Source organism: Stenotrophomonas sp. 01N47, assembly GCF_056399165.1.
Genome location: NZ_JBFTQU010000005.1, coordinates 90,337 through 105,567, shown reverse-complemented (window position 1 = coordinate 105,567; position 15,231 = coordinate 90,337). Strand labels below are relative to the sequence as shown.

The 15,231-nt window shown below is 67.3% G+C and carries 14 protein-coding genes; 8 read left to right on the top strand and 6 right to left on the bottom strand.

The window, feature by feature from the left end:
- Window positions 1-77: 77 nt before the first annotated feature.
- From AC1DKR_RS10265 to AC1DKR_RS10250, 4 genes are all read right to left on the bottom strand, one after another.
- Window positions 78-2,651 carry a sensor domain-containing protein gene (locus AC1DKR_RS10265; protein WP_223495012.1) on the bottom strand — a complete coding sequence of 858 codons (2,574 nt, stop codon included), beginning with the start codon at window positions 2,649-2,651 and terminating at the stop codon, window positions 78-80.
- Window positions 2,648-3,541: a hydroxymethylglutaryl-CoA lyase gene (locus tag AC1DKR_RS10260; protein WP_478032672.1), complete on the bottom strand. Its 894-nt coding sequence runs from the start codon at window positions 3,539-3,541 to the stop codon at window positions 2,648-2,650. The genes AC1DKR_RS10265 and AC1DKR_RS10260 overlap by 4 nt, the downstream gene beginning before the upstream one ends.
- A 171-nt stretch (window positions 3,542-3,712) precedes the next feature.
- Window positions 3,713-4,099 (bottom strand): VOC family protein, encoded by a 387-nt coding sequence (locus AC1DKR_RS10255; RefSeq protein WP_478032670.1) that lies wholly within the window; start codon window positions 4,097-4,099, stop codon window positions 3,713-3,715.
- A 1-nt stretch (window position 4,100) separates the two neighbouring features.
- Complete coding sequence (locus AC1DKR_RS10250; RefSeq protein WP_033831003.1) at window positions 4,101-4,889, bottom strand: enoyl-CoA hydratase-related protein; 789 nt, start codon at window positions 4,887-4,889, stop codon at window positions 4,101-4,103.
- Window positions 4,890-5,009: 120 nt separating this feature from the next.
- Between AC1DKR_RS10250 and AC1DKR_RS10245 the strand changes: the two genes are divergently transcribed.
- From AC1DKR_RS10245 to AC1DKR_RS10235, 3 genes are read left to right on the top strand one after another with little or no spacing between them, the layout of a single operon-like run.
- Complete coding sequence (locus AC1DKR_RS10245; RefSeq protein ID WP_025874743.1) at window positions 5,010-5,264, top strand: FeoA family protein; 255 nt, start codon at window positions 5,010-5,012, stop codon at window positions 5,262-5,264.
- Complete coding sequence (feoB, locus tag AC1DKR_RS10240) at window positions 5,261-7,123, top strand: ferrous iron transport protein B (protein ID WP_478032668.1); 1,863 nt, start codon at window positions 5,261-5,263, stop codon at window positions 7,121-7,123. The genes AC1DKR_RS10245 and feoB overlap by 4 nt, the downstream gene beginning before the upstream one ends.
- Entirely contained in the window at window positions 7,123-7,377 is a 255-nt protein-coding gene (locus AC1DKR_RS10235) for a DUF6587 family protein (RefSeq protein ID WP_089240910.1), read from the top strand. Before feoB ends, AC1DKR_RS10235 begins: the two co-directional genes overlap by 1 nt.
- A 141-nt stretch (window positions 7,378-7,518) precedes the next feature.
- Here the strand turns inward: AC1DKR_RS10235 and AC1DKR_RS10230 are convergent, their stop codons facing one another.
- The gene (locus AC1DKR_RS10230; RefSeq protein ID WP_312786980.1) at window positions 7,519-8,100 is read right to left on the bottom strand and encodes an NAD(P)H-dependent oxidoreductase; all 582 of its coding nucleotides are present in this window, start codon (window positions 8,098-8,100) and stop codon (window positions 7,519-7,521) included.
- A 55-nt stretch (window positions 8,101-8,155) separates the two neighbouring features.
- Window positions 8,156-8,551, bottom strand: coding sequence for a MerR family transcriptional regulator (locus tag AC1DKR_RS10225; protein WP_088100897.1), 396 nt, complete (start codon window positions 8,549-8,551; stop codon window positions 8,156-8,158).
- Window positions 8,552-8,710: 159 nt separating this feature from the next.
- Here AC1DKR_RS10225 and dapB point away from each other — a divergent pair, with 159 nt between their 5' ends.
- The 5 genes from dapB (at window position 8,711) to greA (ending at window position 15,228) form a co-directional block, all read left to right on the top strand.
- Window positions 8,711-9,439 (top strand): 4-hydroxy-tetrahydrodipicolinate reductase, encoded by a 729-nt coding sequence (dapB, locus tag AC1DKR_RS10220; protein WP_312786979.1) that lies wholly within the window; start codon window positions 8,711-8,713, stop codon window positions 9,437-9,439.
- Between the two features lie 334 nt (window positions 9,440-9,773).
- Entirely contained in the window at window positions 9,774-10,904 is a 1,131-nt protein-coding gene (carA, locus tag AC1DKR_RS10215) for a glutamine-hydrolyzing carbamoyl-phosphate synthase small subunit (RefSeq protein WP_478032661.1), read from the top strand.
- Window positions 10,904-11,458, top strand: coding sequence for a hypothetical protein (locus AC1DKR_RS10210; RefSeq protein ID WP_312786977.1), 555 nt, complete (start codon window positions 10,904-10,906; stop codon window positions 11,456-11,458). The genes carA and AC1DKR_RS10210 overlap by 1 nt, the downstream gene beginning before the upstream one ends.
- A 54-nt stretch (window positions 11,459-11,512) precedes the next feature.
- The gene (carB, locus tag AC1DKR_RS10205; RefSeq protein ID WP_478032658.1) at window positions 11,513-14,755 is read left to right on the top strand and encodes a carbamoyl-phosphate synthase large subunit; all 3,243 of its coding nucleotides are present in this window, start codon (window positions 11,513-11,515) and stop codon (window positions 14,753-14,755) included.
- An 8-nt stretch (window positions 14,756-14,763) separates the two neighbouring features.
- A complete protein-coding gene (gene greA / locus AC1DKR_RS10200) occupies window positions 14,764-15,228 on the top strand; it encodes a transcription elongation factor GreA (protein ID WP_025874725.1) in 465 nt (154 codons plus the stop codon).
- Window positions 15,229-15,231 lie beyond the last annotated feature (3 nt).

Genomic DNA, 15,231 nt, shown 5'->3' with positions numbered 1-15,231 from the left:
CACGGTCCTGCAGGTTCAAGAACCGCCGATTCTAACGGAAGCGACGGCAGCCGCCGTTGTGCACTGCGCCGCCGGCCTCAGCCCAGTTCGCGGGCGCGGCGCAGGCGACGCTCGAAGTCGGCGGCGGGCAGGCCATGGGCGAACAGGAAGCCCTGGCCGACGGTCACCCCCAGATCGAGCAGGCATTGCCGTTGTGGCTCGGTTTCCACGCCTTCGGCGACCACGCCCAGGCCCAGGCTGCGCGCGATCGCGCAGACTGCCTCGCAGACCGCCACATCCGAGCGGTTGCGGGGAATGCCTTCGACGAACAACTGGCTCAGTTTCAGCCCATGGATGGGAAGACGGCGCAGGTAGTTAAGGGCGCTGTAGCCTTCGCCGAAGTCATCGATGGTCAGCATCACCCCCATTTCGCGCAGGCGGGCGAAGGTGCGCAGGGTGTCTGGCGCATCCTCGATCAACACCCGCTCGGTGAACTCCAGCTCCAGCACGCTGCCGGGCAGCTCGAACTCATCCAGCACCTGCCGCACCCAGCGGGCGAGATCCTCACCGACGAACTGCCGCCAGGAAACGTTGACGGCCACCCGCACCAGACCGAGCCCGTCGTCCTGCCATTGACGTACCTGCCGGCAGGCTTCGCGCAAGGCCCACTGGCCGATGCGCACGATGTCGCCGGTGTGCTCGGCGTGGCGGATGAACAGGTCCGGGCGCATCTGCCCCAACTGCGTGTTGTGCCAGCGCATCAATGCCTCGCAGGCGATGGTGGCGCCGCTGCGCAGGTTGACCTGTGGCTGGTACACCAGATGGAACTCGTCCCCATCAAGGGCCTTGTGCAGCCGGCTTTCGATCTGCAGGCGGTCATGCTGGCGCTGTGCCAGTTCCGGGGAGAACACCTGCCAACCGTTGCGGGTGCGGCGCTTGCACTCGTACATCGCCGTGTCGGCGTTCTGGATCAGCTGCTGCGGCCGGTTGCCATCGCGCGGTGCGCGGGCGATGCCGATGCTGGCGGTCACCGGGAACTCGTCGCTGCCCAGCTGGAACGGTGCCGAGAACGCCGCAGTGATGCGCTCGGCCAGCTGTTCGGCCTGGTCCGGCTGGTCGCGCAGGTCGCAGATCACCAGGAATTCGTCGCCGCCAAAGCGTGCAAGCAGGCCTTCGGTACCGATCGCGGTGGCGATGCGCCGGGTCGCTTCGATCAACAGTTCATCACCGGCGTTGTGGCCAAGCAGGTCGTTGACTACCTTGAAGCGGTCCAGGTCGATGTACAGCACCGCAACGCGGTCGTGGCTGGGGCTGTCCATGCGCACGCCGAGGTCGCTCAGCACCGCATCGCGGTTCATGATTCCGGTCAGCGGGTCGGTGCGGGCCTGCACGCGCAGGGTTTCCTCGGCCTGCTTGCGCTCGGTGATGTCCTGCACGGTGCCGGTGATGCGTGCGGCATCGACATCGCCGGCCGAGACCTCGCCGATCATCCTGATCCAGAACGAGTGGCCATCGCGGCGCTGGCCCTGCAGCTCCAGGCCGAAGCTGCTGCGGTGTTCGATGGTGTCGGCCAACGCCTGCTGCAGGGCGGCGCGGTCGTCGCTGCGCAGGCAGTCCAGCAGGTCGGGCATGTCCTCCAGGTCGGCCGGCTGGCCGACGATGCGCCGCGCTTCATCGGTGAGGTACAGGCGCTGCAGGCCGCGATCCCACTCCCAACCGCCGATATGGGCCAGTGACTGCGCGCGCGCGAACAGGGTGTTGTTGCGCTTCAGTTCGGTGATGTCACTGAACATCGCATAGACATGGTCGGCCTGGTCGCAGCCGTTGCCGAACACCGGGACGTTGGTGGTGGACAACCACAGCATGCGTCCGCGCGGGCGGTGGTACAGGCCGATGATGGTGCTGCGGATCACCCGCCCGGCCTGGAAACAGCGGCTGGTCGGCCACTGTGACTGGGTCAACGGGTGGCCATGTTCGTCGACGATGATCCACGCTTCGGGATCGAGCATCGCGTTCAAGCCCACGCCGCCACCGGTGAGGCCGAGGATGCGATGCGCTGCAGGGTTGGCCGACAGCACGCGCAGGTCGCGGTCGAACAGGATCACGCCCTTGTCGATCGATTCCATCAACAGGCGATAGCGCGACTCGGCGCGCCAGCGCCCGCTCAGGTCGCGGGCGACGGCGACGATGCAGGGTTGGCCGCGGTCCTGGAAGCCGGCCGAGTGCACCTCCACCGGAAAGCGGCTGCCATCACCGCGCATGTTGGTCACTTCGATGACGTAGGTGTCGCCGCGGTTCAGCGCTTCCCACACCGGTTGCAGATGGTCGCTGGGCAGGTCGGGATTGAGCAGTTCGATCGGCTGGCCGACGATGTCCTCGCGCGGGCGGTCGTAGGCGACGATGCCGGCGCGGTTGACGTCCAGCACTACGCCTTCGGCGCTGAGGATGCTGACCGGGTCGGGCACGGCGTCGAACAACGCGGCATAGCGGGCCTGGGTATCCAGTTCGCGCTGCTGCGCATCGGCCAGCGCCTGCCGTGCCTGGCGCAGCAGCCTGGCCTGGGCCGGCGGCGGCGAAGCAGCCAGCGCCGCGTCCAGAGCGGCCAGCGCGACGTCGGTTGCGGCGGGTGTATCGCCGATGGCCGGACGGTCGCGCGGGCCGCTGTCGTTCATGTCGCTGCCAGCGCCTGCCCGACGCGGCTGGCGGTCGCGCGGCCGAGCAGTCCGGCCAGCCAGCGGCCGGTCTCGGCCAGCGACGGCAGGTCGACCCCGCACTCCAGGCCCAGGCCCTGCAGCAGGTACACCACGTCCTCGCTGGCCACGTTGCCGCTGGCGCCCTTCGCGTACGGGCAGCCGCCGGCACCGGACACCGCACTGTCGACCACGCGCACGCCTTCTTCCAGGCAGGCGGCGATGTTGGCGATGGCCTGGCCGTAGGTATCGTGGAAGTGCACGGCCAGTGCGCTCATCGGGATCTCGGCAGCCACCGACTGCAGCATCGCGCGGGCCTTGCGTGGCGTGCCGACGCCGATGGTGTCGCCCAGAGAGATTTCATAGCACCCCATCTGGTGCAGCGCCCGGGCGACGCGCACTACGTCGGCCAGCGGTACCTCGCCTTGGTACGGGCAGCCGAGCACGGTGGAGACGTAGCCACGCACGCGCACGCCGTCGGCGGCCGCGCGGCGCAGGATCGGCTCGAAGCGGGCCAGCGATTCATCGATGCCGGCGTTGGTGTTGGTGCGGTTGAAGGCTTCCGATGCAGCGGTGAATACCGCGATTTCCTGCACGCCGACGGCGCGCGCACGGTCGTAGCCCTGTTCGTTCGGTACGAGTACTGGATAGGCGATGCCGGGGCGGCGCTGGATGCGCGCATAGACCTCGGCAGCATCGGCCAGTTGCGGGACCCAGCGCGGGCTGACGAAGCTGGTCGCCTCGATGGTGCGCAGGCCGGTGGCCGACAGGCGATCGATCAGGGCGATCTTGTCGGCGGTGGCCACGGCCTGCTTTTCGTTCTGCAGCCCGTCGCGCGGGCCGACCTCGACGATGCGGACGAAATCGCTCATCGCGGCACCCCCATGAAAAGCGGGGCGGGACGGGCAGGGCGGATGGGATCGACTGGGGTCACGGCGGTTCCTGGGAAACGGGGGCGGCCCGGTCTTCGCCAGGCTGCCAGATGAGATACGCAGGCGGGTCGCACAAGCGGCCACGCCTGCGCCTGGTTGTGGCGGAAGGGCCTACCCGGGCAGGTGGCAGACTGCCTCGATGTTGTTGCCATCGGGGTCGATAACGAAGGCGGCGTAGTAGTCCGGGTGGTACCACGGACGCAGGCCGGGCCCGCCATTGTCGCGCCCCCCTGCGGCCAGCGCGGCGGCGTGGAAGGCATCAACCTCGGCGCGTTCGGCGCAGACGAAGGCCACGTGCACGCCCTGGCTGAGCGGCGCCGCATTGCCCAGCCAGAAGAACGGCTTGCCGTGGTTGCCGAAACCCACGTGGTCGTGGGCGCCGGTCTGTGCGGCGCTTACCTCCATCACCACGCCGATCTGCAGCGGTGCCAGCGCTTGCAGGAAGAAGGCCCTGCTGCGCGGCAGGTCGCCGCTGTTCAAGCCGATATGGTCCAGCATGTCAGGCCTCCGTGACCCAGTGCGGCGCGCGTTTGTCGAGGAAGGCACCCAGGCCCTCCTGGCCTTCGGCCGATACCCGCAGGCGGGCGATCAGGGCGGCATTGTCACGGTCCAGGCTGTCGCGGTCATGGGCGTCGCGAACCTGCCGGACCAGCAGCTTGGCCGAAGCCGAGGCGATCGGCCCGGCCTTGTCGAGCAGGGCCAACTGTCGCTGCACCGCCTCGTCCAGGCGTTCGGGCTCCACCAGCTGGTGGATCAGGCCGATACGCAGGGCGGTGTCGGCGTCGAAGTGCTCGCCGGTGGCGAACCAGCGGCGGGACTGGCGGCTGCCGATGGCCTCGATCACATAAGGCGAGATCACTGCCGGCAGCAGGCCCAGACGGCTTTCGGTGAGGCCGAAGCGGGCGGCGCTGGTAGCGATGGCGATATCGCAGCAGGCCACCAGGCCGACGCCGCCACCAAAGGCGGCGCCGTGGACACGGGCGAGGGTGGGCTTGGGCAGTTCGTCCAGGGTGCGCATAAGCCGGGCCAGGGCCAGGGCGTCGTCACGGTTGTCGGCCTCGCTGGCGGAGGCCATGCCGCGCATCCACTGCATGTCGGCACCGGCAGAGAAGGAGGCGCCGTGGCCGGCCACCACCACCGTGCGCACGGTGTCATCGCGGCCGGCCGCTTCCAAGGCTGCGGTCAGCCGGGCGATCAGGCCGGCGTCAAAGGCGTTGTGCAGCTCCGGCCGGTTCAGCCAGAGGGTCAGGACAGCGCCGTTGCGCTCGATCTGCAAAGCATCGTTCATGGGATTCCGGGGGTTGCTCCATACCTGTATGGATCATAGCGGGCCATTGGTCATGGGCCATGACGCGACGCGGGAATGTTAGAATCGAGAACCATTTACATCCAGCAGAGAACACGCTAGATGACGCTGTCCGAACTGCCCCTGCACGCCTCGGCCGTGGTCGATTCCGTGCAGGACCTGCATGCCAACGATGCCATCGCCCGGCGCCTGCGCGAGCTGGGCTTCGTCAAGGGCGAGGAAGTGCGCCTGGTGGCGCGAGGCCCGGTCGGCGGCGAGCCGCTGCTGGTGCAGGTCGGTTTCACCCGTTTCGCGCTGCGTATCAGTGAGGCCCGGCGCGTGGTCATCGACCCGGCCAGCCAGGAGGGACGTGCATGAGCGCCACCGCAACCGCCGCCCCGCTGCGCATCGCGCTGGTCGGCAACCCCAACAGCGGCAAGACCGCGCTGTTCAACCAGCTGACCGGCAGCCGGCAGAAGGTCGCCAATTACACCGGCGTCACCGTTGAGCGCAAGGAAGGCCGCCTGCGTGCGCCGTCCGGCCGCGAGTTCGCCGTGCTCGACCTGCCGGGCGCCTACAGCCTGCAGCCGGCCAGCCTGGACGAGGCGATCACCCGCGACCTGTGCCGGGGGTTCTACCCGGGCGAGGCCGCGCCGGACGTCCTTCTGTGCGTGATCGACGCCACCAACCTGCGCCTGCACCTGCGCTTCGCACTGGAACTGCGCGAGCTGGGCAAGCCGATGATCATCGCCCTGAACATGGTCGACGCCGCGCAGCGCCGCGGCATCCAGATCGATGTAGCCGCGCTGGAGCGCGAGATCGGTGTGCCGGTGGTGGAAACCGTGGCGGTGCGCAAGCAGGGCGCGCGTGCACTGGTGGAACGCCTGGATACGATGGTGCCGCACCTGGATGCGCCGCTGGCCGGCGTTGAGAGCGGTGTGGACTACCACGCGCAGGTGCGCGCGATCCTGGCCGCAGCCGTGCGGATGCCGGCACGGACGGCGAAGATCGACGACACGCTGGACCGCTGGCTGCTGCATCCGGTGTTCGGCCTGATCACGCTGGTGGTGGTGATGTTCCTGATCTTCCAGGCGGTGTTCGCCTGGGCCACGCCGCTGATGGATGGCATCGAGGCGGGCTTCGCTTGGCTGGGCGAACTGGCCGCCAGCGTATTGCCAGCGGGGCCGCTGACCAGCCTGCTGACCGACGGCATCATCGCCGGCCTGGGGGGCGTGGTGGTGTTCCTGCCGCAGATCCTGATCCTGTTCGCCTTCATCCTCGCGCTGGAAGAATCCGGTTACCTGCCACGTGCTGCGTTCCTGCTGGACCGCATGATGGCAGCGGCCGGCCTGTCCGGTCGTTCGTTCATCCCGCTGCTGTCCAGCTTCGCCTGCGCGGTGCCGGGCATCATGGCCACCCGCAGCATCCAGGACCCGCGTGACCGACTGGCCACGATCCTGGTGGCACCGCTGATGACCTGCTCGGCGCGGCTGCCGGTATATGCCCTGTTGATCGGTGCGTTCATTCCGGCCGGCAAGATCGGCATCTTCAACCAGCAGGGTCTGGTGCTGTTCGGCCTGTACGTGGCCGGCATCCTCAGTGCGCTGGTGATGTCGTGGGTGATGAAGAAGTGGCGCCGCGACAAGAGCGAGCACCCGCTGATGCTGGAGCTGCCGTCGTACCGCATTCCGCATCCGCGCGACCTCGCCGTTGGCCTGTATGAGCGCGGCATGATCTTCCTCAAGCGCGTCGGCGGCATCATCCTGGCGCTGACCATCCTGCTGTGGTTCCTGCTGTCGTTCCCGGGTGCGCCCGCCGATGCAACGATGCCGGCCATCGATTACAGCTATGCCGGCCAGATCGGCCATGCGATGACCGCGATCTTCGCGCCGCTTGGCTTCAACTGGCAGATCTGCATCGCGCTGATCCCGGGCCTGGCCGCGCGCGAAGTAGCAGTGTCGTCGCTGGCGACGGTGTATGCGCTGTCGGCTGCCGATGACGATGCGGCGATTTCCGCACTGTCGCCGGTGGTGGCTGATGGCTGGTCGCTGGCCACCGGCCTGGCTTTGCTGGTGTGGTTCATCTACGCGCCGATGTGCATCTCGACGCTGGCCACCATCAAGCGCGAGACCAACTCGTGGAAGACGATGGGCTTCTCGGCGTTCTACCTGTTTGCTGCGGCCTATGTCGCGGCGCTGATCACCTACCAGGTGACCGTGGCGCTGGGAGGCGGCTGATGGACGCCGGCCTGCTGATCCAGTACCTGATCATCGCGGTGGCCGTGCTGGTCAGTGCCTGGGTGGTGCTGAAGAAGCAGGCGCCCGGCACCGTGCGCAAGCTACGTGGCGCGCTGGCACTGGCGCTGCTGAAGCCGGGCCGCGCGGCGTGGCTGCAGGCGCTGGGCCGGAAGATCGCGCCGCCGGCCACTGGCGGTGGCGGGGCTTGCGGTGGCTGCGACAGCTGCGGACCGACACCGCCGAAGCAGCACTAGAGAGGCGTCTGGGCGCTGCCCTGGTGGGTGCGGACCTTCCCTGGTGGGTGCGGACCTTGGTCCGCACTGCCGATTGATCATCCACGCATGGAGTGGATCTACGTTGCAGGCAGGGTGAGGCGACCGGTTCGCGGCTATGCCTCAACCTGCCCGCGTGCCAAGCTCCGCTGCCAGTGCCAACCAGCGTTCGCGCTGTTGCGGCGTGCTGCTGCGCACCGGGCCCAGCCGGCTGACCCGCACCGGGCGGATACCGCAGAACTCAAGGATGGTGGCACGGATCTGGGTGATGCCCGGATCGCGGTAGATCCAGCGGTAGTACCAGGGCGGCGTATCCAGCGTGGTGATGACCCGCGCGCTGCGCCCCGCCAGCAGCCGGTCCCACCACACCGAATCGCGACGGTAGCGGAAGGCGAAGCCTGGCAGCAGCACGCGGTCGAAGAAGCCCTTCAGCAGGGCTGGCATCGCGCCCCACCAGGTCGGGTAGACCAGCACCAGGTGGTCGCAGGCCTGGATCGCGTCTGCTGCATCCTGCAGGTCGGTTTCCAGTGGCTGGATCTGGCGATAACCGTGGCGCAGCACCGGGTCGAACTGCAGTTCACCCAGGGCGATCATGTGCACGCGGTGGCCGGCGTTGCGCGCGGCGGTCGCGTAGCGGTGGGCGAGGGCGCCGCACAGGCTGTCGCGGTCGGGATGGCCAAGCAGGATCAGGATGGAACGGGACACGGCAGTCTCGGAGGCTGGAAGGCGACCGACGTTGCGCTATGCCCCAAGGGCAGAGTCAAACCCCGCCAGGGCAGCCAGCGGGAGCCAGCACGCAGGGACCATCGCCCTGCTGCAGCCATTGCCGCAGCTCGTCACCCACCTGCTGTAGTTCGACCTCGACGCGGGCAAGCCGCTCGCGCTCGGCGGCAATCGCAGTGCGCTGGCGTTCCAGCAGGGCGAGCACGGCTGGCCAGTCCAACTGGCCGTCGCCGCGCTGCAGGCGGGTGATGGCGGCCAAGCCGATGCCCAGCCCCAGTGCCTGCCGGATCAGCTGCACCCAGGCCACGTCCTGCTCGCTGTAGTCGCGATAACGGTTCAGGCGCGGCACTGGCGGCAGCAGGCCGCGTGCCTCGTACAGGCGGATGGCCTTGGCGCTGGCGCCGGTACGGCGGGCGACTTCGGAAATGCGCACCGTTTCAGCCCTGCATCCGCGCAGGCGGCATGATGGCTTGAGCGCTTGGCGCGGGCGGTTTGCAAAGGTGCATGAGGTGCGGGCCAGCGCTTGAAGGGGCACGCAGCGTAGCAGCGACAGTGCTTGCCGGACCATGCGTGCTGCCGCTAGCCTGCGTGCATGAACCAGACTCCCCTGCGATTGCTTATTCACGGCGCCTCCGGGCGCATGGGCCAGGCCCTGTTGCGGCTGGCCGCCGAACATCCTGATTCCCTGCAGATCGTCGCTGCGGTGACCGGCCGTGCGCCGGCGCAGCGGGTGATCGACGGCGTGCCGTTCTTCGCGGCCAGCGAGTTGCCGGGGGCGCCGGTGTTCGATGTGGCGATCGACTTCAGCCTGCCCGAGGGCTTCGATGCGCTGCTGGCACTGTGCGTGGAGCGCGGTGCGGGACTGGTATCGGGCACCACCGGTATTTCCAGTGTGCAGCGCCAGGCACTGGAAGCAGCGGCGGCGAAGATCCCGCTGGTGTGGGCGTCGAACTTCAGCCTGGGCGTGGCGGTGCTCGATGAGCTGGTGGAACGTGCGGCGCAGGCGCTGGCCGGCTGGAACTGCGACATCGTTGAATCGCACCATACGCAGAAGAAGGACGCTCCCTCTGGCACGGCGTTGACCCTGGGTGCCGCGGCGCAGCGGGGCGGGGCCGAGCCGCAGTACGCCAGCCTGCGCGCCGGAGACATCGTCGGCGAGCATCTGGTGCAGTTCACCGGCCTGGGCGAGCGCATCGAACTGGTGCACCGGGCCACCAGCCGCGACATCTTCGCCCGCGGGGCGCTGTTTGCCGCTCGCCAGCTGCAGGGTCGGGCGGCGGGCAGCTACCGGGTGCGGGACCTGCTGGACGGGCCCGGGTAACGGTCCCGGGTCGATGGTAGATGCCAACCTTGGTTGGCAGCCGTTGCTGAACGCGCCAACCAAGGTTGGCGCCTACCGGAGCCGGGCAGGTCGGATGGCAGCGGCCCGGTCATCGGCCTGCATACGCCCCCGGATTGAAATGAATGCGCAATCGCCTGTTCATGAATGGCGATAACCGCTGGCGCGAGCGCCCCGGCACCGCTACAATTCGCACTCGCCGAATCACGAAAGCCGGACCGGTCCCAGACCGTACGTCCGCGCTTTTTTGCAACCGGATTTCCGTGAAGCGCAGGCGTGACTTCGGCACCCCCTCGGTAGCCAAAGTGAGAATTCCGTGACCCAAGCCGCAATCCTCGTCCTCGAAGACGGCACCGTATTCGAGGGCGAATCCGTAGGCGCGCCCGGCCTGTCCGTCGGTGAAGTGGTGTTCAACACCGCCATGACCGGCTACCAGGAAGTGTTGACCGACCCGTCCTACGCCCGGCAGATGGTCACGCTGACCTATCCGCACATTGGCAACACCGGCATGACCGACCAGGACGATGAAGCGTCCAAGGTGTGGTCGGCCGGCCTGATCGTGCGCGACGTACCGCGCCGCCCGAGCAGCTGGCGCAGCCAGGTGTCGCTGCAGGACTGGCTGATCCAGCGTGGCGTGGTCGCCATCGCTGGCATCGACACCCGCAAGCTGACCCGCGTCCTGCGCGAGAAGGGCGCCCAGAACGGCGCGCTGATGGCCGGCGACGGCATCGATGTGGAAAAGGCACTGGAAGCGGCCCGCAAGTTCCCGGGCCTGAAGGGCATGGATCTGGCCAAGGTCGTGACTACCGACAAGACCTACGTCTGGACCGAGGGCCAGCTGGACCTGGACGCCAACGCCTTCGTCAGCGTGCCGGCCCAGTACAAGGTCGTGGCGTACGACTTCGGCGTGAAGACCAACATCCTGCGCATGCTGGCCGAGCGCGGCTGCGAGGTCACCGTGGTGCCGGCGCAGACCCCGGCCGCTGAAGTGCTGGCGCTGAAGCCGGACGGCGTGTTCCTGTCCAACGGCCCGGGTGACCCGGAACCGTGCGACTACGCGATCGCCGCGATCAAGACCTTCATCGACGTGAAGATCCCGACCTTCGGCATCTGCCTGGGCCATCAGCTGCTGGGCCTGGCCTCGGGCGCGAAGACGATCAAGATGGGCCATGGCCACCACGGCGCGAACCATCCGGTGCAGGACCTGGACAGCGGCCGGGTGATGATCACCTCGCAGAACCACGGCTTCGCGGTGGATGAAGCGACCCTGCCGGCCACCCTGCGGGTGACCCACCGTTCGCTGTTCGACGGCACCAACCAGGGCATTGCCCGCACCGACGTGCCGGCCTTCTCGTTCCAGGGCCACCCGGAAGCCTCGCCGGGCCCGACCGACGTCGGTCCGCTGTTCGACCGTTTCGTGACCTTGATGGCCGAGGCCAAGGCTTGATGCGCAGCGTCGCTCTGCTGCTGTCGCTGTGCTGTGCCGCTGGTGTGGCGCAGGCCGCTCCGGCGTCCGACGCCGACGTGGCTGCGGTAGTGAAGACGCTGGGCATGGGCTCGCTGGGCACCACCATGGCCAGCCTGGTGATCGACAGCACGCCGGCGTTGAAGGCGTTGCCGGATGCCGACCAGGCATGCGCGCAGGCACCCGTGCGCGATCTGCTGGATGCGCAGTTCCGCCGTTCGATCATCCAGGGTCTGGGCAGCGATGGCGATGTGGTGATCGCCGAATGGTCGCGCTTCCTGGCCACGCCCGCGGGCCAGGCCCTGTCGACCACGTTCGCCAATTCCACCCCGGAAAACACCGAGGCCAAGGCCGGCGCCGGTCTGGCTGGTGCGGACCGCGCACAGCTTGCCGCCTTCATGGCCAGCCCGACGTACCGACGCATGGTGGCGTCGTTCGAAAGTGGGCCGGCGATTCCAGAGGATCTGGACGCGCAGTTGGCCAAGCCGTTGCAGGACCAGTGCCGGATTGCGCTGAAACCCGAAGAGATTTCCTGATCGACAGCGTGCGATCACTCCCCCTTGTCACGCTGTACTGACTTAGAGAAGAAAATGCCCAAGCGCACTGACCTCAAGACCATCCTCATCATCGGTGCCGGCCCGATCGTCATCGGCCAGGCCTGTGAGTTCGATTACTCCGGCGCCCAGGCCTGCAAGGCCCTGCGTGACGAGGGCTACCGCGTGGTGCTGGTCAACAGCAATCCGGCCACGATCATGACCGACCCGGAGATGGCCGACGCCGTCTACATCGAGCCGATCAACTGGCAGACCGTCGAGAAGATCATCGCCAAGGAGAAGCCCGACGCGCTGCTGCCGACCATGGGTGGCCAGACCGCGCTGAACTGCGCGCTGGACCTGGCCGACAACGGTGTGCTTGAGAAGTACAACGTCGAGCTGATCGGCGCCAAGCGCGAAGCGATCATGATGGCCGAAGACCGCGAGCTGTTCCGCGTGGCGATGAGCGAGATCGGCCTGGAGTGCCCGACCGCTGCCGTTGCCCATACCCTGGACGAAGCGCTGGAGATCCAGACCCGCGTCGGCTATCCGACCATCATCCGCCCCAGCTTCACTTTGGGCGGCAGTGGCGGCGGCATTGCCTACAACCGCGAAGAGCTGATCGAGATCGTCAACCGCGGCCTGGAACTGTCGCCGACCACCGAAGTGCTGGTCGAAGAGTCGGTGCTGGGCTGGAAGGAATTCGAGATGGAAGTGGTCCGCGATACCGCGGACAACTGCATCATCGTCTGCTCGATCGAAAACCTGGACCCGATGGGCGTGCACACCGGTGACTCGATCACCGTGGCCCCGGCGCAGACCCTGACCGACAAGGAATACCAGCGCCTGCGCGATGCCTCCATTGCCGTGCTGCGCAAGATCGGCGTGGATACCGGTGGTTCGAACGTGCAGTTCGGCATCAACCCGGACACCGGCCGCGTAGTGGTGATCGAGATGAACCCGCGCGTGTCGCGTTCCTCGGCGCTGGCTTCCAAGGCCACCGGCTTCCCGATTGCCAAGGTCGCCGCCAAGCTGGCCGTCGGCTACACCCTGGACGAACTGAAGAACGAGATCACCGGCGGCCTGACCCCGGCCTCCTTCGAACCGTCCATCGACTACGTCGTCACCAAGATCCCGCGCTTCGCTTTCGAGAAGTTCCCGGCTGCCGATGCACGCCTGACCACCCAGATGAAGTCGGTGGGCGAGGTGATGGCGATGGGCCGCACCTTCCAGGAATCGATGCAGAAGGCCCTGCGTGGCCTGGAAACCGGCAAGGTCGGCTTCGACCCGACCGGCCTGGACCTGACCAGTGAAGACGATCTGCAGACCCTGCGCCGCGAGCTGAAGGCGCCGGGTCCGGAGCGCCTGTTCTTCGTCGCCGACGCGTTCCGCGCCGGCATGAGTGTGGAGGACATCTTCAAGCTGTCCTACATCGATCCGTGGTTCCTGGACCAGATCGAAGAAATCATCGCCGCCGAGACCCAGGTCGCAGCCGATGGCATCGACGCACTGGATGCGGCGCGCCTGCGCAAGCTCAAGCGTGCCGGCTTCTCCGACGCCCGCCTGGCCCAGCTGACCGGCACCAACGAAGCGGCCGTGCGTGCGCTGCGTCGCGCACACAAGGTGCGCCCGGTGTACAAGCGCGTGGACTCCTGTGCCGCCGAGTTCTCCACCGGCACCGCCTACCTGTACTCGACCTATGAGGACGAGTGTGAAGCCGCGCCGAGCAACCGCGACAAGATCATGATCCTCGGCGGTGGCCCGAACCGCATCGGCCAGGGCATCGAGTTCGACTACTGCTGCGTGCACGCGGCACTGGCGCTGCGCGAGGATGGCTATGAAACCATCATGGTCAACTGCAACCCGGAAACCGTGTCGACCGACTACGACACCTCCGACCGCCTGTACTTCGAGCCGCTGACCCTGGAAGACGTGCTGGAAATCGTCGAGCTGGAGCAGCCGAAGGGCGTGATCGTGCAGTACGGCGGCCAGACCCCGCTGAAGCTGGCACGCGCGCTGGAAGCCAACGGCGTGCCGGTGATCGGCACCTCGCCGGACTCGATCGACCTGGCCGAAGACCGCGAGCGCTTCCAGCAGCTGGTGGACAAGCTGGGCCTGAAGCAGCCGCCGAACCGCATCGCCCGCAACGACCAGGAAGCCCTGCTGCTGGCGCGTGAGATCGGCTACCCGCTGGTGGTGCGCCCGAGCTACGTGCTGGGTGGCCGCGCGATGGAAATCGTCTATGGCGAATCCGACCTGGCCCGCTACGTGCGTGATGCCGTGAAGGTATCCAACGATTCGCCGGTGCTGCTGGACCGCTTCCTCGACAATGCCGTCGAGTGCGACGTGGACATCATCGCCGACGCCCAGGGCAACGTCCTGATCGGTGGCGTGATGGAGCACATCGAAGAGGCCGGCGTGCACTCGGGCGATTCCTCCTGCTCGCTGCCGCCTTACTCGCTGTCGGCTGAAACCCAGGCCGAGCTGCGTCGCCAGGTGGTCGAGCTGGCCAAGGCCCTGAACGTGGTGGGCCTGATGAACACCCAGTTCGCGATCCAGACCGATGAGGAAGGCAACGACACCATCTTCCTGCTGGAAGTGAACCCGCGTGCCTCGCGCACCGTGCCGTTCGTGTCCAAGGCTACCGGCATGCCGCTGGCCAAGATCGCGGCCCGCTGCATGGCGGGCAAGACCCTGGAAGAGCAGGGCGCCACCAAGGAAATCGTGCCGGACTACTACTCGGTGAAGGAAGCGATCTTCCCGTTCGCCAAGTTCCAGGGCGTCGACCCGATCCTCGGGCCGGAGATGCGCTCCACCGGTGAGGTGATGGGCGTGGGCCGCAGCTTCAACGCCGCCTTCGCGCGCGCGCAGGAAGCCGGTGGCATCAAGGCGCCGCCAGTGGGCAAGGCGTTCGTGTCGGTGCGCGACCCGGACAAGAAGCGCGTGCTGCCGGTGGCCAAGGCCCTGCTGGCGCGTGGCTACAGCCTGGTTGCCACCCGTGGTACCGCAGCGTGGCTGCAGCAGCACGGCATGGACTGCGAGATCATCAACAAGGTGGTCGAGGGTCGCCCGCACATCGTCGATTCGATCAAGAACGGCGAGATCGTCTATATCGTCAACACGACCGAAGGTCGTTCGGCGATCAACGATTCGTTCTCGATCCGTCGCGAGGCGCTGCAGCACCGCGTCACCTACTCGACCACCATTGCCGGCGCCAAGGCGCTGGTGGATTCACTGGAATTCCGTGGCACCGGCCCTGTCTGGTCGCTGCAGGAACTGCACAAGGAGTTGAATGCATGAGAGCCCCCATCACGATGAAGGGCGCGCAGCGTCTGCGCGATGAACTGGATCACCTGAAGTCGGTCAAGCGCCCGAAGGTGATCGCCGCGATCGCCGAAGCGCGCGAGCACGGCGACCTGAAGGAGAACGCCGAGTACCACGCCGCGCGCGAGGAACAGGGCTTCATCGAAGGCCGCATCAAGCAGCTGGAAGGCGAGCTGTCGCATGCCGAGATCATCGACGTGAGCAAGCTCAATGCAGGCTCCAAGGTGGTGTTCGGGGCCAGCGTGATCCTGGCCGACGTGGAATCGGACGAAGAGAAGAAGTACCAGATCGTTGGTGATCTGGAAGCGGACATCAAACTCGGCCTGATCGCGATTTCCTCGCCGGTCGCCCGCGCGATGATCGGCAAGCTGGAAGGTGACTCGATCGTGATCGATGCGCCCGCCGGCCAGCGCGAGTACGAGATCGTCAGCGTCAGCTACCAGGACTGATCC